This window comes from Ruegeria sp. YKSD179, assembly GCF_059612885.1.
Genome location: NZ_JBXWRL010000007.1, coordinates 1 through 16,161, shown reverse-complemented (window position 1 = coordinate 16,161; position 16,161 = coordinate 1). Strand labels below are relative to the sequence as shown.

17 protein-coding genes and 1 tRNA gene are annotated in these 16,161 nt (G+C 54.3%); 10 read left to right on the top strand and 8 right to left on the bottom strand.

Annotated features, from left to right (window positions below; translation table 11 throughout):
* The first annotated feature begins 8 nt into the window (after nucleotides 1-8).
* A complete protein-coding gene (gene ygfZ, locus AC2FNE_RS05750; RefSeq protein ID WP_170603856.1) occupies nucleotides 9-746 on the top strand; it encodes a CAF17-like 4Fe-4S cluster assembly/insertion protein YgfZ in 738 nt (245 codons plus the stop codon).
* A 111-nt stretch (nucleotides 747-857) separates the two neighbouring features.
* Complete coding sequence (locus AC2FNE_RS05745) at nucleotides 858-1,799, top strand: ABC transporter transmembrane domain-containing protein (RefSeq protein WP_170475924.1); 942 nt, start codon at nucleotides 858-860, stop codon at nucleotides 1,797-1,799.
* A 50-nt stretch (nucleotides 1,800-1,849) separates the two neighbouring features.
* On the opposite strand, the gene efp is transcribed toward AC2FNE_RS05745, so the two are convergent.
* Complete coding sequence (efp, locus tag AC2FNE_RS05740) at nucleotides 1,850-2,413, bottom strand: elongation factor P (RefSeq protein WP_170475925.1); 564 nt, start codon at nucleotides 2,411-2,413, stop codon at nucleotides 1,850-1,852.
* Nucleotides 2,414-2,632: 219 nt separating this feature from the next.
* Between efp and AC2FNE_RS05735 the strand changes: the two genes are divergently transcribed.
* Together AC2FNE_RS05735 and AC2FNE_RS05730 are read left to right on the top strand one after the other, a co-directional pair.
* Nucleotides 2,633-2,953, top strand: a complete 321-nt coding sequence (locus AC2FNE_RS05735) for a DUF6280 family protein (RefSeq protein ID WP_039525333.1) — start codon at nucleotides 2,633-2,635, stop codon at nucleotides 2,951-2,953.
* A 378-nt stretch (nucleotides 2,954-3,331) separates the two neighbouring features.
* On the top strand, nucleotides 3,332-4,789 hold the full coding sequence (locus AC2FNE_RS05730; protein ID WP_496804941.1) for a cobyric acid synthase: 1,458 nt from the start codon (nucleotides 3,332-3,334) through the stop codon (nucleotides 4,787-4,789).
* 3 nt (nucleotides 4,790-4,792) lie between these two features.
* Here AC2FNE_RS05730 and AC2FNE_RS05725 read toward each other — a convergent pair whose 3' ends face one another.
* The 3 genes from AC2FNE_RS05725 to AC2FNE_RS05715 form a co-directional block, all read right to left on the bottom strand.
* Complete coding sequence (locus tag AC2FNE_RS05725) at nucleotides 4,793-5,557, bottom strand: hypothetical protein (protein WP_496804940.1); 765 nt, start codon at nucleotides 5,555-5,557, stop codon at nucleotides 4,793-4,795.
* Between the two features lie 75 nt (nucleotides 5,558-5,632).
* A complete protein-coding gene (locus AC2FNE_RS05720) occupies nucleotides 5,633-7,051 on the bottom strand; it encodes a TolC family outer membrane protein (RefSeq protein ID WP_496804939.1) in 1,419 nt (472 codons plus the stop codon).
* Nucleotides 7,052-7,146: 95 nt separating this feature from the next.
* On the bottom strand, nucleotides 7,147-7,800 hold the full coding sequence (locus AC2FNE_RS05715; protein WP_170475932.1) for a protein-L-isoaspartate O-methyltransferase family protein: 654 nt from the start codon (nucleotides 7,798-7,800) through the stop codon (nucleotides 7,147-7,149).
* A gap of 221 nt (nucleotides 7,801-8,021) precedes the next feature.
* Between AC2FNE_RS05715 and AC2FNE_RS05710 the strand changes: the two genes are divergently transcribed.
* Nucleotides 8,022-8,095: transfer RNA gene (locus tag AC2FNE_RS05710), tRNA-Cys, on the top strand.
* A 68-nt stretch (nucleotides 8,096-8,163) separates the two neighbouring features.
* Here AC2FNE_RS05710 and AC2FNE_RS05705 read toward each other — a convergent pair.
* Genes AC2FNE_RS05705 through AC2FNE_RS05695 form a run of 3 tightly spaced genes read right to left on the bottom strand, consistent with a single transcriptional unit; the run spans nucleotide 8,164 to nucleotide 9,584 of the window.
* Nucleotides 8,164-9,195 carry a site-specific integrase gene (locus AC2FNE_RS05705; protein WP_496714988.1) on the bottom strand — a complete coding sequence of 344 codons (1,032 nt, stop codon included), beginning with the start codon at nucleotides 9,193-9,195 and terminating at the stop codon, nucleotides 8,164-8,166.
* The gene (locus tag AC2FNE_RS05700; RefSeq protein ID WP_024096637.1) at nucleotides 9,192-9,383 is read right to left on the bottom strand and encodes a hypothetical protein; all 192 of its coding nucleotides are present in this window, start codon (nucleotides 9,381-9,383) and stop codon (nucleotides 9,192-9,194) included. Before AC2FNE_RS05700 ends, AC2FNE_RS05705 begins: the two co-directional genes overlap by 4 nt.
* A gap of 24 nt (nucleotides 9,384-9,407) precedes the next feature.
* Nucleotides 9,408-9,584: an Arc family DNA-binding protein gene (locus AC2FNE_RS05695; RefSeq protein WP_496715285.1), complete on the bottom strand. Its 177-nt coding sequence runs from the start codon at nucleotides 9,582-9,584 to the stop codon at nucleotides 9,408-9,410.
* A 102-nt stretch (nucleotides 9,585-9,686) separates the two neighbouring features.
* Between AC2FNE_RS05695 and AC2FNE_RS05690 the strand changes: the two genes are divergently transcribed.
* Nucleotides 9,687-10,001: an Arc family DNA-binding protein gene (locus tag AC2FNE_RS05690; protein ID WP_138162252.1), complete on the top strand. Its 315-nt coding sequence runs from the start codon at nucleotides 9,687-9,689 to the stop codon at nucleotides 9,999-10,001.
* Between the two features lie 2 nt (nucleotides 10,002-10,003).
* Here AC2FNE_RS05690 and AC2FNE_RS05685 read toward each other — a convergent pair whose 3' ends face one another.
* Nucleotides 10,004-10,645, bottom strand: coding sequence for a hypothetical protein (locus tag AC2FNE_RS05685; RefSeq protein WP_138162253.1), 642 nt, complete (start codon nucleotides 10,643-10,645; stop codon nucleotides 10,004-10,006).
* Between the two features lie 158 nt (nucleotides 10,646-10,803).
* On the opposite strand from AC2FNE_RS05685, the gene AC2FNE_RS05680 reads away from it, so the two are divergent.
* From AC2FNE_RS05680 to AC2FNE_RS05665, 4 genes are all read left to right on the top strand, one after another.
* Nucleotides 10,804-11,016 (top strand): helix-turn-helix domain-containing protein, encoded by a 213-nt coding sequence (locus AC2FNE_RS05680; protein WP_138162254.1) that lies wholly within the window; start codon nucleotides 10,804-10,806, stop codon nucleotides 11,014-11,016.
* A gap of 2 nt (nucleotides 11,017-11,018) precedes the next feature.
* The gene (locus AC2FNE_RS05675; protein WP_138162255.1) at nucleotides 11,019-11,219 is read left to right on the top strand and encodes a hypothetical protein; all 201 of its coding nucleotides are present in this window, start codon (nucleotides 11,019-11,021) and stop codon (nucleotides 11,217-11,219) included.
* Nucleotides 11,220-11,708: 489 nt separating this feature from the next.
* Nucleotides 11,709-15,251, top strand: coding sequence for an AAA family ATPase (locus AC2FNE_RS05670; RefSeq protein ID WP_496804938.1), 3,543 nt, complete (start codon nucleotides 11,709-11,711; stop codon nucleotides 15,249-15,251).
* 264 nt (nucleotides 15,252-15,515) lie between these two features.
* Nucleotides 15,516-16,161 (top strand): IS110 family transposase (locus tag AC2FNE_RS05665; RefSeq protein ID WP_496804937.1); only part of this gene is annotated, 646 nt, incomplete at its 3' end.

Here is a 16,161-nt window from a genome sequence, read left to right as displayed (position 1 = left end):
GATACTCAATGCACAACCGCCGCATATTGCGCCTAACCGGGTCAGATACAGATAGTTTTTTGCAAGGCATCGTCACTAATGACGTAAACCGGTTGGATGACGGTTTGGTCTATGCAGCATTGCTGACTCCCCAAGGCAAGTATTTGGCCGATTTCTTTCTTATGCGGCATGGATCGGACGTCTTGCTGGACGTATCTGGCGGTTTGGCGGATGGGTTAATCAAACGCCTAAATATGTATAAATTGCGGGCGGATGTATCGATAGAAGACGCTAACTTAAATTTGCAACGTGGAACGGGGGAAACGCCAGCAGGCGCCCTGCCCGACCCTCGGCATCCGGATTTGGGCTGGCGCGCCTATACCAGTGCGGCACCCAGCGAGGATGGAACCGATTGGGATGAAATTCGCGTTCGCCACTGCATTCCGGAACCGGGAATCGAATTGACGCCTGACAGCTATATCCTGGAGTCCGGGTTCGAGGCGTTAAACGGTCTGGATTTCAAAAAGGGCTGTTATGTTGGGCAGGAAGTAACTGCCCGCATGAAGCACAAAACCGCATTGCGCAAGGGCCTGCGGCAAGTCGCCATTGACGGCGCGGCACCGGTTGGCACTGAAATCACTTCGGGCGGAAAATCAGCAGGAACACTTTTTACGCAGTCGGGAGATCGGGCAATAGCTTTTCTTCGCCTCGACCGAGCAGGCAACGACATGCGCGCAGGTGACGCCAAAATTCGACTAGTTGAATAACCTTAATTGCCTCCAAGCCGACAAGCTGTTCTGTAAACTCAAGTCAAGTTCGTTTGACCCTGGCGATATGCACGGTATCACTGGATACAAATAACTGGTCAGGATATTCGCATGTTTCGCCTTTACGCCGCGATCTGGCGCGCCAGCGCCGGACGGCAGATCATCCTAATTCTACTCTCTCTTGCGATCGCAGCGTTGGCTGCAGTTCCACTGGAGTTTCAGCGCGACATCATCAACCACCTGACAAGCGAAGAAATCAAAACTGACCACCTCATTATGCTGGGAACCGGTATGATGGGGGTCATTCTATTGAGCCTGGTTTTAAAGTGGATACTCGGATTTCGCGCCGGAACACTGGGTGAGGATCTAATTCGTCTGATCCGTCAACGCCTTCTGGTTCGTGCCATCGACGTAAACGAAACGGGTGAGGATGTCCGCAAAGGCACAATGACCACCGCCATATCCGCCGAAGCAGAGGAACTTGGAAAATTTGCCGGTGGCGCATTTTCCGATCCGGTCGTGCAGATCGGAACCCTGATCAGTGTGATTGGCTATATTTCGTCCACCCAACCCGGTCTGGGGCTAATTGCATTTTCTATGATCATTCCTCAGATCATCATAGTTCTCGTCTCCCAACGCAAAGTTAACACTTTTGTCGCCGAAAGGGTCCACATCTTACGCAGCGCCACGGACAAACTGACAATTGGCGACATTAATGAATTGGCGAAAGAAATCGACGTACAGTTTGATGAGATTTTTGAAACGCGTCGCAAGATGTTCATATGGAAACTGTCCGCCAAATTTTTGCTTAGCGTTATCAATGGCGCTGGGACAGTCGGCGTCCTAATGTTAGGCGGTTGGCTGGTTCTGAACGGAAAAACTGATGTCGGAACAGTTGTGGCGGCGACCAGCGGTCTTGGTCGTATTCAGGGCCCGACTTCGTTCCTTATTGCGTTTTACCGTCAGGTCAGCGCCAACCGGATAAAATACGATCTTTTGTTGGAGCTATTTGGCGACCATCCCGAGCAGTACCGCAGAATACGGCGTCCCTAAAAACGCAAAGGACCGCCAAAGCGGTCCTTGTTGCCAACTGGATGTATAAGTCAGGCGCGTTCCGAATACTCCATGGTTTCGGTGTTAACCACGATCATCTCGTCCTGACCGATAAATGGTGGGACCATAACTTTGACGCCATTGTCCAAAACCGCTGGCTTAAACGAATTTGCTGCGGTTTGTCCTTTGACTACGGGTTCAGTCTCAACGATTTTGCAAGTGACTTTTTGCGGTAGCGTCGCATTGAGCGCCTCGCTTTCGTAGAATTCCACAACTATGGTCATGCCGTCCTGCAGAAATGGTCGGCGTTCACCCAGCAGGTCAGCAGGCAGTTCGATCTGTTCGTAAGATTCGGTGTCCATGAACACCAGCATTCCGTCGGTTTCATAAAGAAATTGCTGATCTTTCTGTTCAAGGCGCACGCGCTCGACTTTGTCTGCCGAACGGAAGCGTTCATTCAGTTTCGAACCATTTCGCAGGTTACGCAATTCGACCTGAGCAAAAGCGCCGCCTTTACCGGGCTTTACGTGATCTACTTTGACTGCTGCCCAAAGTCCGTCATTGTGCTCAAGCACATTGCCCGGGCGAATTTCGTTCCCATTTATCTTGGGCATGACATAAATCCTTCACAAATGGTTGATGCGCCAGTTGTCGTCCCTATATCTGGCGGGAACACCCCTGGCAAGACAACGAAACCTAGTGCTGCACCTGCAGAGAGCCATGCAAATTACGCAACGCAACTATGCATTTTAGGTGTATCCGAATCGCAACAAATAGGTCATAAGGACCGTCACGCCGAAAAATGCAAGAGCAAGAAAAATAGGGAAAACGAGATGAGAGATTTCGTTGACGGCACAGCCTTTAACAATGAGCAAGGCAACCGTGCTCGGAAACTATTCGCGGCCGTCGTACTGGCCGCACTGGATGATGCCATAGCCGACGACAAGAAATACGGTAATGGCCCTGAACAGATTGCCCGATGGGCCCGCTCGCGCGATGGACGCGAGGTACTGTCGTGCGCCGGGATCGACCCAAACGAACGCGTCGTCAGCGGCCTGATGGAGTTTGTCGGTCGTGGCGTCAGGACCTCTGTCGCGTTGTCACGCGAAGAAAGCGAACGCCGTAATGCAGCGCATCAGGCCGAAGCTGCCTGATCGCACTTAATTTGATGGAAAAAACGCGCTCTTTAAACTGGGGCGCGTTTTTCTTTGGAACAGCGTGCGGCAAATAAAGCCGGATTTGTCGAATCCGCCTATGCTGGCGTTAACCGACCCATGGCAGAAGGGCCAGTCCCTTTGAGTGACAGTGAATTGGCGATCACCGGATGCTAGAAGGGTAAATCGAAACCCCGGCCAAACAATTTACGAAACAGATTTTAAACCGCGACCCTTTTATCACCGGCCAAAGGAAACTATCCAAAGCAGGTCGATAAAAGCTGTGGCGCCTGTCAAAACATGGGCGGACTTGTTCAACTTTGGCTTTTCCTTTGTCCATAAATCAGGTCATCTGCGCGTAAATGCTGGAGGCAACTTATGGCTCGGTCCATTATGATACAGGGCACCGGCAGCAATGTCGGGAAATCGGTTCTTGTGGCCGGTCTGGCACGCGCCTTCACCCGTCGCGGATTGAAGGTGGCGCCATTTAAGCCTCAGAACATGTCAAACAATGCTGCGGTTGCCGAAAACGGCGGCGAGATTGGACGGGCTCAAGCATTGCAGGCCCGCGCAGCGAAACGAAAAACGCACACCGATATGAACCCAATTCTGTTAAAGCCGGAAACAGATACTGGAGCACAAATCATCGTGCACGGTCAACGCGCCGGAACGATGAGAGCCGCAGACTACCGAAAAGACAAATCCAAACTGCTTGGTGCGGCGCTGGAGAGTTTTGACAGATTATGCGCAGATGCTGATCTAGTTCTGATCGAAGGGGCTGGTAGCCCGGCTGAAACCAACCTACGCAAGGGAGACATAGCCAACATGGGCTTTGCCTGTGCAGCTGGTGTTCCGGTCATTTTGGTCGGCGATATCCACCGTGGCGGCGTCATCGCGCAAATAGTTGGAACGCAGGCCGTTCTGGATTCTGATGACCTCGCAATGATCCGCGGCTTTTCCATAAACCGATTCAAGGGCGATGTATCTTTGTTTGATGAAGGACGAGATGTAATTGCGGCTCGCACGGGATGGCCATGTCTGGGTGTTGTGCCATGGTTTGATCAGGCATGGAGGCTACCGGCAGAGGATATGATGGATATCCGTTCTCACCCCGTAGGCGCGCTGAAGGTAGTGGTGCCACAGCTGGAGCGAATGGCCAATTTTGACGATCTCGACCCCCTGTCTGCAGAACCCGAAGTTTCAGTTGAAATTGTGCCCGCCGGCCGAGCCTTGCCCGGGGACGCTGATTTGGTGTTGCTGCCCGGAAGCAAGTCAACAATCGGGGATCTTGCTTTCTTTCGCGCTCAGGGTTGGGATGTGGATCTTTATGCGCATGTGCGGCGTGGGGGGCATGTATTAGGTCTGTGCGGTGGCTACCAAATGCTTGGTAAATCAATATCAGACCCAGACGGAGTAGACGGAAGACCCGGGAATGTACCCGGATTGGGCATGCTTGATGTAACCACCACAATGTCCGGGCAAAAGAAGGTGAGCTTACGCAACGCGATCGCTATGCCAGGCAAGGAAAGTGTCAGCGGATATGAAATTCACATGGGTCGGACCGAAGGACCCGATTGCACCCGCGCATGGTTGGAGATTGACGGTCGCCCCGAAGGTGCGGCCAGCCCTAATGGACGAGTTCGCGGAAGCTATTTACACGGAATTTTTGCGTCAGATGCCTTTCGCTCCAGCTTTCTCAAAAATTTGGGCGCAAAATCTGACCTGGCCTATGAAGACGGCGTAGAGAATATTTTGGACGAACTTGCTGAGCATCTGGAAAGACACATGGACTTAGATTTGCTGCTTTCTATGGCAGAAAATCCAAAACGCGCTTAGATGCTAACTCGTTTCCTGCGAAGCGATAACCTTGTTAATCTCTCGTCGTACCATTTTGCGTATGTTGCGCGTGATGCCTTCGCCCAACTTACCCTGTAGTTCCTGACGAACGATCTGAGCCACCAATTCGCTAAGCACGTCTTCGTCCAACGCCTTCGAACCCTCTTCCACCGACGCAGGAGCATCGGCACGATGGCTGAAAATCAAAGGCGTTTCCGTTTCCTCCTCTGCCGATTGATCGGCAGGATCCTGCGGCCATTCAACAGCTTGGTTCGGCGTTCCGGAATAAGCGTCATCACTTTCGCCATCCGGTTCCCACTGATCCTCAGTTCTGGCTATCGCGGCCTCTAGCGCCTCGATCTTCGCGCTAAGGCTGCCCGCGAGATCCCGCCTTTCACCAAGCCTTAAAGGGACGATGGGCATTGGCCCGTCGTCGAACTCTTCGTCTTGAATGTCAGGTTCGCTCGTTTCAGCATGTGGTCGAACAATATCACTGAGGTGTAAGCGCATTGGCGCAGCGATGCCTGCTGTCTCAGCCTCAGCTTTCTTTGCCTCTTCGACACCCTCAGATTCTGTGACCAGCTTCAGTGGCGCGGATTTTTCTTCCTCGCCGACACGAAGCGCTTCGGTCAGAACCAACCTGCCCGGTTTGCGCGCGGCCGTCGGAATAAAAATGAACTCCGATTCTTCGCGTACTTCTTCACTGACCAATCGCTTAACCGAGGACAGAACATCTTCAACATCCGCATTCGTTACACTGTCAGACATAGTTCTCAATCACTCTAACCTTTGAGAACAATAGTACCCAATCCGGACCGCACTCACAACCGATTGTATTATCTCTTATTCGCGTCGCAATGCCTTGAGAACGCGGTCAAGGTCACGACTTTGCTTGCTGACCTGCGCAGGCGCCCTTTTGACTAGGTTGTAATACAGTGTAGGGTCATAAATCTGCACCGCGAGGCCAAGACGCTCTGCGGTAAGCAAACCCTGCGCCTGAAGCAACTGGTAAGCTGCCAGCGACCGCTCGGTACGTGAAACTACTTCGGCCAATTGCGCGTCCAAAAGGTCCTGCTGCGCCGCCAGGACGTCCAACGTTGTCCGAGCGCCGAGAGTTGCCTCTTCGCGAATTCCATCGAACGCGACTTGCGAAGCACGAACTCGTTCTGTCGAAGCCGTCAGGCTGGCAGTTGCTGTCTGAAAGCGAACATAAGCATCCGTGACACCTTGGGTAATGTCCTTTTGCACAATCAGCAAGTTCGCTCGCGAAGAGTCCCGCTCCGCCATTGCCCGCCGGACTGACGCAGCCAACCGCCCGCCCGCATAGATTGGTTGCGTTAGATCCAAAGAAACTCTTGCGTCATTCCTATAGTCGTCGTCGTCGTAGCTTTCAGTAATTCCAGCGTCCGCGTTCAATCTGACGTTGGGTCCTAAATTCGACCTTTGTTGCTGAACAAATAGGTCTAATGCTCGTACCTGGTGCTGGGCAGACAAGATAGCCGGATGATTACGCTGAGCCAGAGACTGCGCCTCGGATTCCGAACTTGGAAGGTTTGGCAAGCCGGGCTGTCCTGTCGTGCGTCCGGGTAACTTTCCGACAACATTAACATATTCCGCCTGAGCGGTGCTTAAATCGCCGCGTGCCCCTGCCAGGTCCGCACGAGAGCTGGCAAGCTGGGCCTCCGACAAGGCAACGTCTGTCCGTGTAACTTCACCTACTTCAAAACGGTCTTGCGAGGCCCGAAGTTCCTCAGCCGACAGGTCAACGTTGTTTTGACGGATGCCGACCGTTTCTTCCTGTAAAAGCACGCCCAAATAGGCCCTTGCTGCACGAAAAAGGACCTGTTGTTCGATATCGATAAGGGACTGCCGTGTTGAAAGTACCCTTTCCTGCGCGGATTGCTTTCCCAGAACAGATGCTCCGCCGTCGTATATCAATTGGCTGAGCGTCAACCCGGTGAAAAAGGTCGACGGTTCATCCGTGGTCAAAACACCACCGGTGCGAGCGCGCGAAAAATCCTGACGAACACGTGCCGTCCAGTCGATGATCGGCCGCAGAGCAGAAAGCGCAATTGCGACATCTTCATCCGCTGCACGCAACAAAGCCCTGTTCTGTTCTAACAAACCACTTGTGTTGTACGCGCCAATGAATGCGTCCGTTAGATTATCAGCCCAGGCAGGCCGCCCGTGAAGGGCCACCATAGCAATGCTTGCTGTCAAAGCAATTGCTTTGATCAGCTTTTTACTTGCCGTCCCACGCATGTCAAATTCCTCTCAAACCAAATTTAGGCAGCGACTGGAACAATTTGCGTCTTTGTTTTCAAGTAATCAAGGCAACAAAAAATTTTGCTGAACGACTATAGCGAAAATGCAAACATTTTGGAAAAAGCACTTAAAACTGGGGCCGATGCGTTGAATGCATATCGCCAAGTAACGTGCCCGGCCGACTTGTGTCCGATTTTTACGGTTCCCAAGTCTCCTTCCATGAATATGCAGGCGATACGTCCTTGATCCTTTAGTTGATCCAGAATTGCTTCGGGAACCCGCTCGACACCGCCTTGGATCATAATGACGTCATAGGGACCATGCTCCGCAGCGCCCAGTTCCAACGGACCAGTGTGCACAATTGCATTGTCAACATCTGCATTCATTAGAATTGTCTGCGCATCTACCGCAAGTTCTTCGTCATCTTCGACGCCAACCACCAACTGAGCCATTCGAGCTGCCACCGCCGTTGAATAGCCAAGTGCGGGGGCAATATCCAAGACAACCTCGTCGTTGGAAATATTCAGTATGTCCAAAATCTTGGCGAAGGTCCGTGGTTCTAGAATACAGCGCCCGTTACCCAGATCGATCAAATCCTCAACATAAGCGGCCTCGCGCTGTGCGTCGGGAACGAAGTTTTCGCGCTCAACTGACAGCATTGCGTCTATGATGGGAAACTTGGTCACATCTGAAGGTCGGACTTGAGTATCAACCATTGTAAGGCGGCGGGATGCGAAATCTGTCATGTCATCGCTCGTTCATGTTCCATCTTTCTGCGGCTTGTGCCACATCCATTCGGTTGCGGCAACGTCGTTAAGACCGAAACAGTACTGCGAGTCTATAGATACCTGGCCAAAGCTTGATATGACTCCGGTCGTCAGATTTCCGCTCAAACCACTGGACGTCTTCTTAGAAAGCTGGTAGAACGCCCACCACACCACAGCAAGTAATTGATTTTGCTAGAAAAGGCGAGTTGGCGGAGTGGTGACGCAGCGGATTGCAAATCCGTGTACACCGGTTCGATTCCGGTACTCGCCTCCAATAAAATCAATGACTTGCGTCATCCCACCTCTCCTTCACTGCCATTTTTGAAACAACCGTTGAAACTTTCACGTTTCGCTCTTGCTTCGTTCCATTTGATTTCTCGCCTCTTGAGCGCGCTTCGCGAGCTCCCTTTGCCGGATCGGCCCGCCGTATTTTTTCAGCATCTCAACGCCTGAGTGCCCGGTGACAGCCTTGACCATCTCGTCATCACATCCAGCCAAATAAAGCTCGATCGTCGCGTTTTTCCTGAGCCCGTGCGTTTTGTAGTAGCTCGCCTTCTCATGCTTCATCTTCTTTTTGATGGTGCGCATTTCCTCCGCAACGATGCGGTAGCTCACCGGTCGACCTTTGGGATCGGTCACGACAGTACCATCCGTTCGCGCGAGTCCGTCGAGATGGGCCTTGAGGCGATCGGTGAGCGGGATCCACAGCGGCTTGTCGGTTTTGCCTTGAGTGAAATCGAATCCCTCATCCGAAAAATGCGCCCACTTCATCTTCACGACATCGCCAATGCGCTGGCCCGTGCCAACGCAAAGCTCGTAGACCAGCCGCGCGCGTTTTGAAGCCAGGGCCTCGAACTCTGCTCGAACATCGTTTGGCCAAGGCTCCCACCCGTCGCTTTGCTGCTTGAAGAGCGGAATGCCCTTCGCCGGATTGCCATGCTCTTTCTTGATAAAACCAATCAGACGGGCGTGGTTCATCAAGACGACCATGACCTGGACGAGATAGTTGGCTTGCCGCCAGTGATCCGCATTGGCGCGGTGCAATTCGTAAATGTGATGGGTTTCGATCCTGGCCGGGTCTTTCTCCGCCCATATCTCACGAATGTGGCTGATGTAACGCCGATAGTCGGATCTCGTCCGGGGCTTCAGCTTCTTGTAGGCATCGCTCTCATAGTAGCTGAGAATCAACGCCTCAAAATTGCGCTTCACCGGCGCAGGCGCTGGTTTTCCCTTCAGCAAGCGATTGTAGTGATCCCAAAATTCCGGTGTGCCCGCTTCCTCGTGCATCATAACAGAGATGCCGCGCGATCGCCGGATGAACCGTAGGTAACCCCTGTCACTATAGACGTATTTTGGCAGGCTCTTGCGGGTCATTCGCCCATTCTCAAGTCGCTGTTGAGAAAGTCGTCGGCGGCCTCTGGCGCGACCATATTCGCATCGACGATGACACTGCCATCAGGCTTGATCTCGAACTTTGCACGCTGCCAACCTGCCTCCCGCGCCTCGCGGATAAAGGCTGAGGCCGCTTGTTTCGCTTTCGTCTGTGCACTTGCTTTGGTCATCGTCTCGACACCTCTCTCACCTCGTTAACAACGCGCATTATCACACTGATTCATATTGATATTTCCAATTGAACCGAGTGTGGAACGCCTGTCCTTCGCCGCGCGAATGGCTCGGATAACTTCAGAGTTTTGGGAGTTGCCATTGCGATCGGACTCCGCCTTGATCCACTCCTTGAGCTCTTGCGGAAGCCGAAGCTGCATTGGTTTACGACTATTCATGAAACGCCTCCAGGTTGAAAACATACCCCGTTAGTGGCACTTAGCCACTATTGCGTCAATCGAATCTTATGGCACAGTGCCACCATGTCAGAACAAAGTGCTCAAAATCAGGACAAGTTCATCGTGCGATTGCCGGATGGCCTTCGTGACCGGATACGGCTTGCGGCCGAGAGCAACCACCGTAGCATGAACGCTGAGGTCGTTGCCGTCCTTGAAGAAAACTACCCCGCGCCAGTCCCGGAAAACATCAGCGACCCCGCAGCCCGAATGCTATTCTGGCTCGCCAAACGAATCCGACGGAGAAGCCCGCAACCGGGCTCACCCAGAGACAAGCAAGCCGCCCTATACGAGCGTATTGCGGGCGATATATCGGAACGCATGAAGGATATCGGGGAATAGCCTTAGTAGGCCACCCACTCGTATCCATGGTTGCCTTCGTGATCTTCCCATTCAACGCCAACCCCGCGTCGCCAATTCGATGACGAACAGCGCCGCGACGGCAACACCCACTGCGGGGCGGCCGCCGGTGTCGTGCGTTGCCATCCGAATTCGCCCTGCGTGCCATAGGTCCCGAGGCGAATATTGTAGCTCTCAGAGCAGTCATCGTCGCGACCGCGTTCGCGATGGCTGTAGTACCGAACATCCCAGACGCGGATCGAGCGCACGAAATCGAATTCCAGACCACTGATGTCGATATCGGCACCGCCTTCAGCCATCTGTGTCAGAATGACTTGGCCGAGCGTCTGACCTGTTTGGTTGCTGGCCTCCCAGATCTTTGGGGCCGTGCTTTGCAAAGGCACCCGCTCAGAAACACCCATCGGGCAGCGCCAGATTTGCAACGGCGGCTCGATCGGCCAAGGCGTAATCCGCCTAATGAAAACCGCACGAGCATGGGCACATTCTGCTGAAGCTGGCCAACCGCCAGCCAGGCAAAGCAGAATGGCGCAATCAACTTGGTAGGCTTTTGCTGCCTGCGGTGCCAAGCTAGAAACGACACTTATGGCGACCCCGCCAAGCAAATTTCGGATGGATTTGAGCCACATATCAATAAGCGCCTTTCGACTTCATTACTATAATCTTGATGGTTGTTGCCCAACTTCGCCCCGCACACCATATGCGAGAAAGGGATTAGATCCACTCGCGCGCATTTTGTGGAATATATTCCGTAGCTCAATTCTTGTGATCTGGCCGAATACAGGCCATGAAATTGAGGGAAACAGTAGGGTTAAATATTCGGAATCTAAGAAATTCCAAAGGATTGAGCCAAGAACAATTAGCTTTAGCTGCTGACCTGGATCGCAGCTATATCAGCGAGATCGAGCTCGCGAAATTCTCAGCATCGATCGATGTTCTAGAGCGGATCGCGCATGCTCTCGAGGTCGCTCCCAAGGAATTGTTTAACGAGAGGGGCTAGTGTTGCCCGAATTTGAGAGTGGTCGCACAACAGCCGAAGCCATCGGCCGGATTACGTGCATCAAAACAGGCGTCGAAATCGGCCTACTTTATCTGTGGGATAACGGCGACACGCAGGCCGCGCTGCACGAAGACGGCCAGCTTCGATCGACAATCTGCCCAGAGCAACAGGCAGGACCGGACCTTGGTGCAAATCGCGGCTAAGAGCCGGAATGAGCCCAAACCGGAAGCGGTCCTGCGCTGCCGCTCGCATATGCAGCAACGCGAACGCCAAAATTGTTAGCCGCGCCGCAGAGAGAAAAGCAGACGTTCAGCCCAACCGCAGCGAAAATGACTGTGCGGACGTCTCAGTTGCGGACAATCCCGCCGTTCGCTGCAATGCGGAACGGGTAGACTGTTTGAATGACTGCCCCGCGGGACTTTCCGGCCTTTTGCTGACGCGGCACTCGAAGGTCGGATGGACGTATGCTCTGCGGAAAAGGTTTCCGTTCGCGCGTTCTTCGGTATGGCCGGTCCTGATCCAAAGTGACAAACGACTGTTTGCAATCTGGCTCGGATTACTTCGATCTGGACAAGTCTTACCAATTTCTGGCTTTTTTTTCGGATTGTGCGATGTTGAAGCATAGGTGGCAGACCGCCTATTTCGATTTGGCGTCGCGACGCCAGAGATTTGCATTACGCCAAGGAGGCGGATTGGTCGAAGGGAGTCAGGCGGTGAAATTTAGCAAGGTGCTGGCCGAAGTGACATGGCTTTTGCTTTGCGAGCGCAGGCTTACTTATCGGCGCATCAAGCGGGAATATAATCTAGATGCCGCTGCGGTCGAGGATCTCCGTCATGAACTCATTCAGGTCAAGGGCTGCGCCGCCGATCAGGATGGTGAGTTTCTGACATGGGCCGGAACGACGGAAAACGCGCAATCGCCGTCAGCGCAAAGTGACGGCTCGCGGATTAGTGCGTTGCGGCCGCTGGCCCTTCCCGAGGTCGCTTCGCCGAAAAATGAATTGGTGAACGCAATCGAACCGGCAGTGGTGTCGCCTTTGACCGACCCGCCCGAAGCCATCTTGCCCACCAGCGACGCGGAGCGGCGCCCGCTGACTGTGTTGTTCTGCGATCTGGCCGATTCAACGGCTCTGTCGACCCGTCTAGATCCAGAGGACTTGCAGGACGTCATTCGGACCTATCAGGAAACCTGCGCCCGCCACATTCAGGAGTATGAGGGATTTGTCGCCAAATACATGGGCGACGGCATCCTGGTCTACTTCGGCTACCCGAAATCTTTAGAGCGCAATGCCGAGCGGGCGGTGCGCAGTGCGCTGGACATCGTCGCGGCGATGGTTGGGTTGAACCAGACGCTGGGCCAAGACAAGGGCATTGAGATCGCCGTTCGGCTCGGAATCGCCACCGGCATGGTGATGGTTGGTGAAATTGTTGGTCAAGGCATGGCACAAGAGCGTACCGTGATCGGTGAGGCGCCGAACATGGCTGCCCGGCTTCAGGCGTTAGCGGGGCGCAATGGCATCGTCGTCAGCCGGCTGACGCGTGAGTTGGCTGGCGACGCCTTCGACTATGAGGACCTCGGATCGCACGAACTGAAGGGGATCACCGGGCTCGTCCAGACCTGGGGCGTGACTAGGCTGCACGATGATACCGGCGTTGCTCATGGCGACGATCATGATGTCATCACCGCCCCTGTGCTGGTCGGGCGCGACGAGGAAATTGGCCTGTTACGCCGGGCTTGGCAGAGCACCAAGGACGAAGGCCGCGGCCAGGTCGTCATACTTTCGGGTGAGGCTGGGATCGGCAAGTCCTCGCTGATTGACAGGCTCAAGGCCGAGGTGCGGACCGAGGGCCGGCCACAGCTGACTATGCGCTGCTCGCCCTATCACACCAACTCAGCGCTCTACCCAGTGATCGAGCACTTCCGGCGGCTTTCACGTTGGCAGCCGGAAGATGACGCGGCGAGCCGTCTGGCAAAGCTTGAGGCGATGCTCTGCCACTATACACAGCCATTGAGTGAGAGCGTGCCGCTGATGGCTTCGCTGCTATCGCTGGAAGTGCCGGAGGACTGTTATCCGGCGCTGGCACTCAGCCCGCAGCAGCAAAAGCAGCAGACCCAGGACATGATCACCGGCATCACGATGGAGGTCGCGGAAAATCAGCCCTTCCTGCAGCTTTGGGAGGATCTGCACTGGGCCGATCCCTCTACACTGGAGCTGATCGCTCTGTTGATCGAGCAGGCACCGACTGTCTCGCTTTTGATGGTAGCAACGGCGCGGCCGGAATTCGTGCCGCCCTGGCCAGCGCGCAGCCACATCACGCCGATTACACTCAACCGGCTAGAGCGTCCCCATTCAGAGGCGCTTGTCGCCCGCATTGCGGGGGTTAGACCGCTGCCGGAGGAGGTGGTGGATCACATTACTACCAAGACTGACGGTGTGCCGCTTTATGTCGAGGAGTTGACCAAGACGATCCTCGCCTCAGACATTCTGCGAGACACCGGCAAGAGCTACGAGCTGACCGGCCCGCTGACGTCGTTGAGCATTCCCGAGACGCTACAGGAATCGCTGATGGCTCGGCTTGATCGCCTGCCACAGGTCCGTGAATTGGCGCAGCTGGGCTCGGTGCTGGGCCGTGAGTTTGCCTACGAGATGATTTCGGGGCTATCCAACATTGGCGACACAGTGCTGAAGGAGGGATTGGGTCAACTGGTCGATGCCGAACTACTCTACCAGCGTGGGCGCCCACCCACCGCCAAGTACATCTTCAAGCACGCCCTAGTGAAGGACGCAGCCTACGGCTCGCTCCTGCGTCGCCCTCGCCAGCAGTATCACCGGCAAGTCGCCGAGCTTCTAGAGAAGCATTTCCCTGAGACGGTGGAGGCCAATCCCGAACTGCTGGCGCACCACTACAGCGAAGCGGATGTCGTTGATCGCGCGGTCGACTACTGGCAACTGGCCGGACAGCGGGCCATCGAGCGATCGGCGAATGCCGAGGCGATCGCCCATTTGAATTTTGGTGTCAGCGTAATCCGCGCGGCCCCCGCCAGCGACGACTTGGCGCTACGCGAACTCAAACTGCAAACAATGCTGGCCGGTCCGTTGATTGCCACTAAGGGGTACAGCGACCCTGAAACAGTGGCGGTGTTCAAACACGCCCATGCGCTTTCAAACCAGGTCAATGATCCGACCCTGATGTTTCCGGTTTTGTACCAGCAGTGGGTATTCAATCTCATCAATCATTCTGGCGCAAGAATGCCTGAGACGCTTAGGATTGCTCGCCAGTTCCTTGAAATGGCAGAAGCCCAGCAGGCTACTTTGCCTAAGGTTCTCGGTCATCGCATCACCGCGACCAGCCAGTACTCTCTTGGTGAGTTTTCTCAAGCCAAAACCGGATTTGAGACAGCAATCAGTTATTATGATGAAGAGCAACACAGGGACTCGACTTTCGAATTCGGGCAAAATCCCAAGTCCGCCAGCTTGGCTTTCCTCGGCAACACTTTGCACATTTTGGGCTACCCGGATCAGGCTAAAACAATGGAAACTGCCGCACTGGATCATGCCGAGGAGATGGAGCATGCTTATACGACCGGCTACGTGCGCTGCTTCGGGGACTTTTGTAACGCCTTCTTTCGCCGTGATATTGACGACGCCGAAAGAAGCAACGCTTCCTTCATCAAACTGGCCGACGAGCAGAATTTTCCTCTTTTCAATTGGTTTTCTGATGTTAACGCTGGATGGCTCCTGTCAAAGCAAGGCCGCCATGACGAAGCAATTGTCACGGCGCAATCGGGCTTGGAGAATCTGCGAAAAGCGGGCATTCTTTTCCTCCAACCGATGGTGATGGGTCAGACAGCTGAGGTTCTCGCAGCCGGAGGGCAACCCGAAAAAGCGCTCGGTTTGTTGGACGCGGCGCTGGAGACTGTAGGTCGCTCCGAAGAACGCTTTTTCGAAGCGGAATTGTACCGTCTGAAGGGTGAACAGCTAATCTTGGCCGATGGATCAGGCGCCGTAGAGGAAGCGGAAAAGCTCTTCCTCCAATCATTGGACATCGCCAGAAACCAACAGGCCAAATCCTGGGAACTTCGAACCGCCACCAACCTCGCCCGTATGCGGGTTCAGCAGGGAAAGACGGACGACGCCGGAGACTTGCTGCAGGCGGTCTACGACTGGTTCACTGAGGGGTTTGATACCCCGGACCTGAAAGAGGCAAGAGCACTGCTGGATGGACTGACCTGAATTCAGGTTGCGCCGCCGAGCGGAAGTCGGAGGGTGCTCCGATGTCCGCTTCGGGCTTGTCTTATGCTTTCCTTATCGATCTGCAAAGATTGAGCCACTGCCGGTCACGCCATTTATGGCTGGCAGTGGCGGCGGCTGGATCGCTTTGGGCTTGGTCGTGAGGGACCGTTTTCGAGTATGGTCAGCCGCCGTCTTCGCATGAGGCCTGAACGGATACGCAAGCTGGATTTTTCATGGGTTGCATGACAAGCATAGGACATGACGATGATGACAGATGATAGCATAGGCATTGATATTTCGAAGGACTTTCTGGATGCGCATCGGTTGAGCGATGGAGGCGCAGCGCGCTTTCCCAATACACCTACCGGTTTCCGTGCCCTCTCAGCATGGTTGGGCGAGGACATACCTGCCCGTGTCGTATTTGAGGCCACTGGTCCGTATCACAGACGTTTTGAACGCGCACTTTCGCGGCAACTCCCTTTGGTAAAGGTCAACCCTTTGCAGGCGCGCCGGTTCGCTCAGGCCTGCGGCACCAGGGTGAAGACAGATGTAGTAGATGCGCGCATGCTCGCAAGCTTTGGAAATGCGTTTGCCTTAGAACCGGACCAACCCACCGACGAAAAACAATATGAACTCAGAGAGTTATTCAGTGCCCGAGGGGCTCTTATTAAGGACCGCACCCGATTGATAAATCGTCTGCAAACGCAAACTCTTGCTCTCGTCAGGCGGCAAACCAAAGCACGGATAGAACAGCTAACGCGTCAGCTGAAGGCATTACAACAAGACATTAACGTAAGGCTGCAAGACTGCCCCAGCCGCGCCCGGGCCAACGCAATTTTACGATCAATCCCGGGCATAGGCGAAGTGGCCGCAGCAACCATTTTGATTGAAATGCCGGAGGTCGGCACTC

Excerpts from the sequence above, each read along its gene's own strand:
- AC2FNE_RS05705 (WP_496714988.1), bottom strand. The coding sequence starts at position 9,195 with ATGACCCGCAAGAGCCTGCCAAAATACGTCTATAGTGACAGGGGTTAC.
- AC2FNE_RS05725 (WP_496804940.1), bottom strand. The coding sequence starts at position 5,557 with ATGTCTGACAGTGTAACGAATGCGGATGTTGAAGATGTTCTGTCCTCG.
- AC2FNE_RS05730 (WP_496804941.1), top strand. The coding sequence starts at position 3,332 with ATGGCTCGGTCCATTATGATACAGGGCACCGGCAGCAATGTCGGGAAA.
- AC2FNE_RS05715 (WP_170475932.1), bottom strand. The coding sequence starts at position 7,800 with ATGACAGATTTCGCATCCCGCCGCCTTACAATGGTTGATACTCAAGTC.
- AC2FNE_RS05680 (WP_138162254.1), top strand. The coding sequence starts at position 10,804 with ATGAAATTGAGGGAAACAGTAGGGTTAAATATTCGGAATCTAAGAAAT.
- efp (WP_170475925.1), bottom strand. The coding sequence starts at position 2,413 with ATGCCCAAGATAAATGGGAACGAAATTCGCCCGGGCAATGTGCTTGAG.
- AC2FNE_RS05685 (WP_138162253.1), bottom strand. The coding sequence starts at position 10,645 with ATGTGGCTCAAATCCATCCGAAATTTGCTTGGCGGGGTCGCCATAAGT.
- AC2FNE_RS05695 (WP_496715285.1), bottom strand. The coding sequence starts at position 9,584 with ATGCAGCTTCGGCTTCCGCAAGAGCTCAAGGAGTGGATCAAGGCGGAG.
- AC2FNE_RS05690 (WP_138162252.1), top strand. The coding sequence starts at position 9,687 with ATGTCAGAACAAAGTGCTCAAAATCAGGACAAGTTCATCGTGCGATTG.
- AC2FNE_RS05745 (WP_170475924.1), top strand. The coding sequence starts at position 858 with ATGTTTCGCCTTTACGCCGCGATCTGGCGCGCCAGCGCCGGACGGCAG.
- ygfZ (WP_170603856.1), top strand. The coding sequence starts at position 9 with ATGCACAACCGCCGCATATTGCGCCTAACCGGGTCAGATACAGATAGT.
- AC2FNE_RS05700 (WP_024096637.1), bottom strand. The coding sequence starts at position 9,383 with ATGACCAAAGCAAGTGCACAGACGAAAGCGAAACAAGCGGCCTCAGCC.
- AC2FNE_RS05720 (WP_496804939.1), bottom strand. The coding sequence starts at position 7,051 with ATGCGTGGGACGGCAAGTAAAAAGCTGATCAAAGCAATTGCTTTGACA.
- AC2FNE_RS05735 (WP_039525333.1), top strand. The coding sequence starts at position 2,633 with ATGAGAGATTTCGTTGACGGCACAGCCTTTAACAATGAGCAAGGCAAC.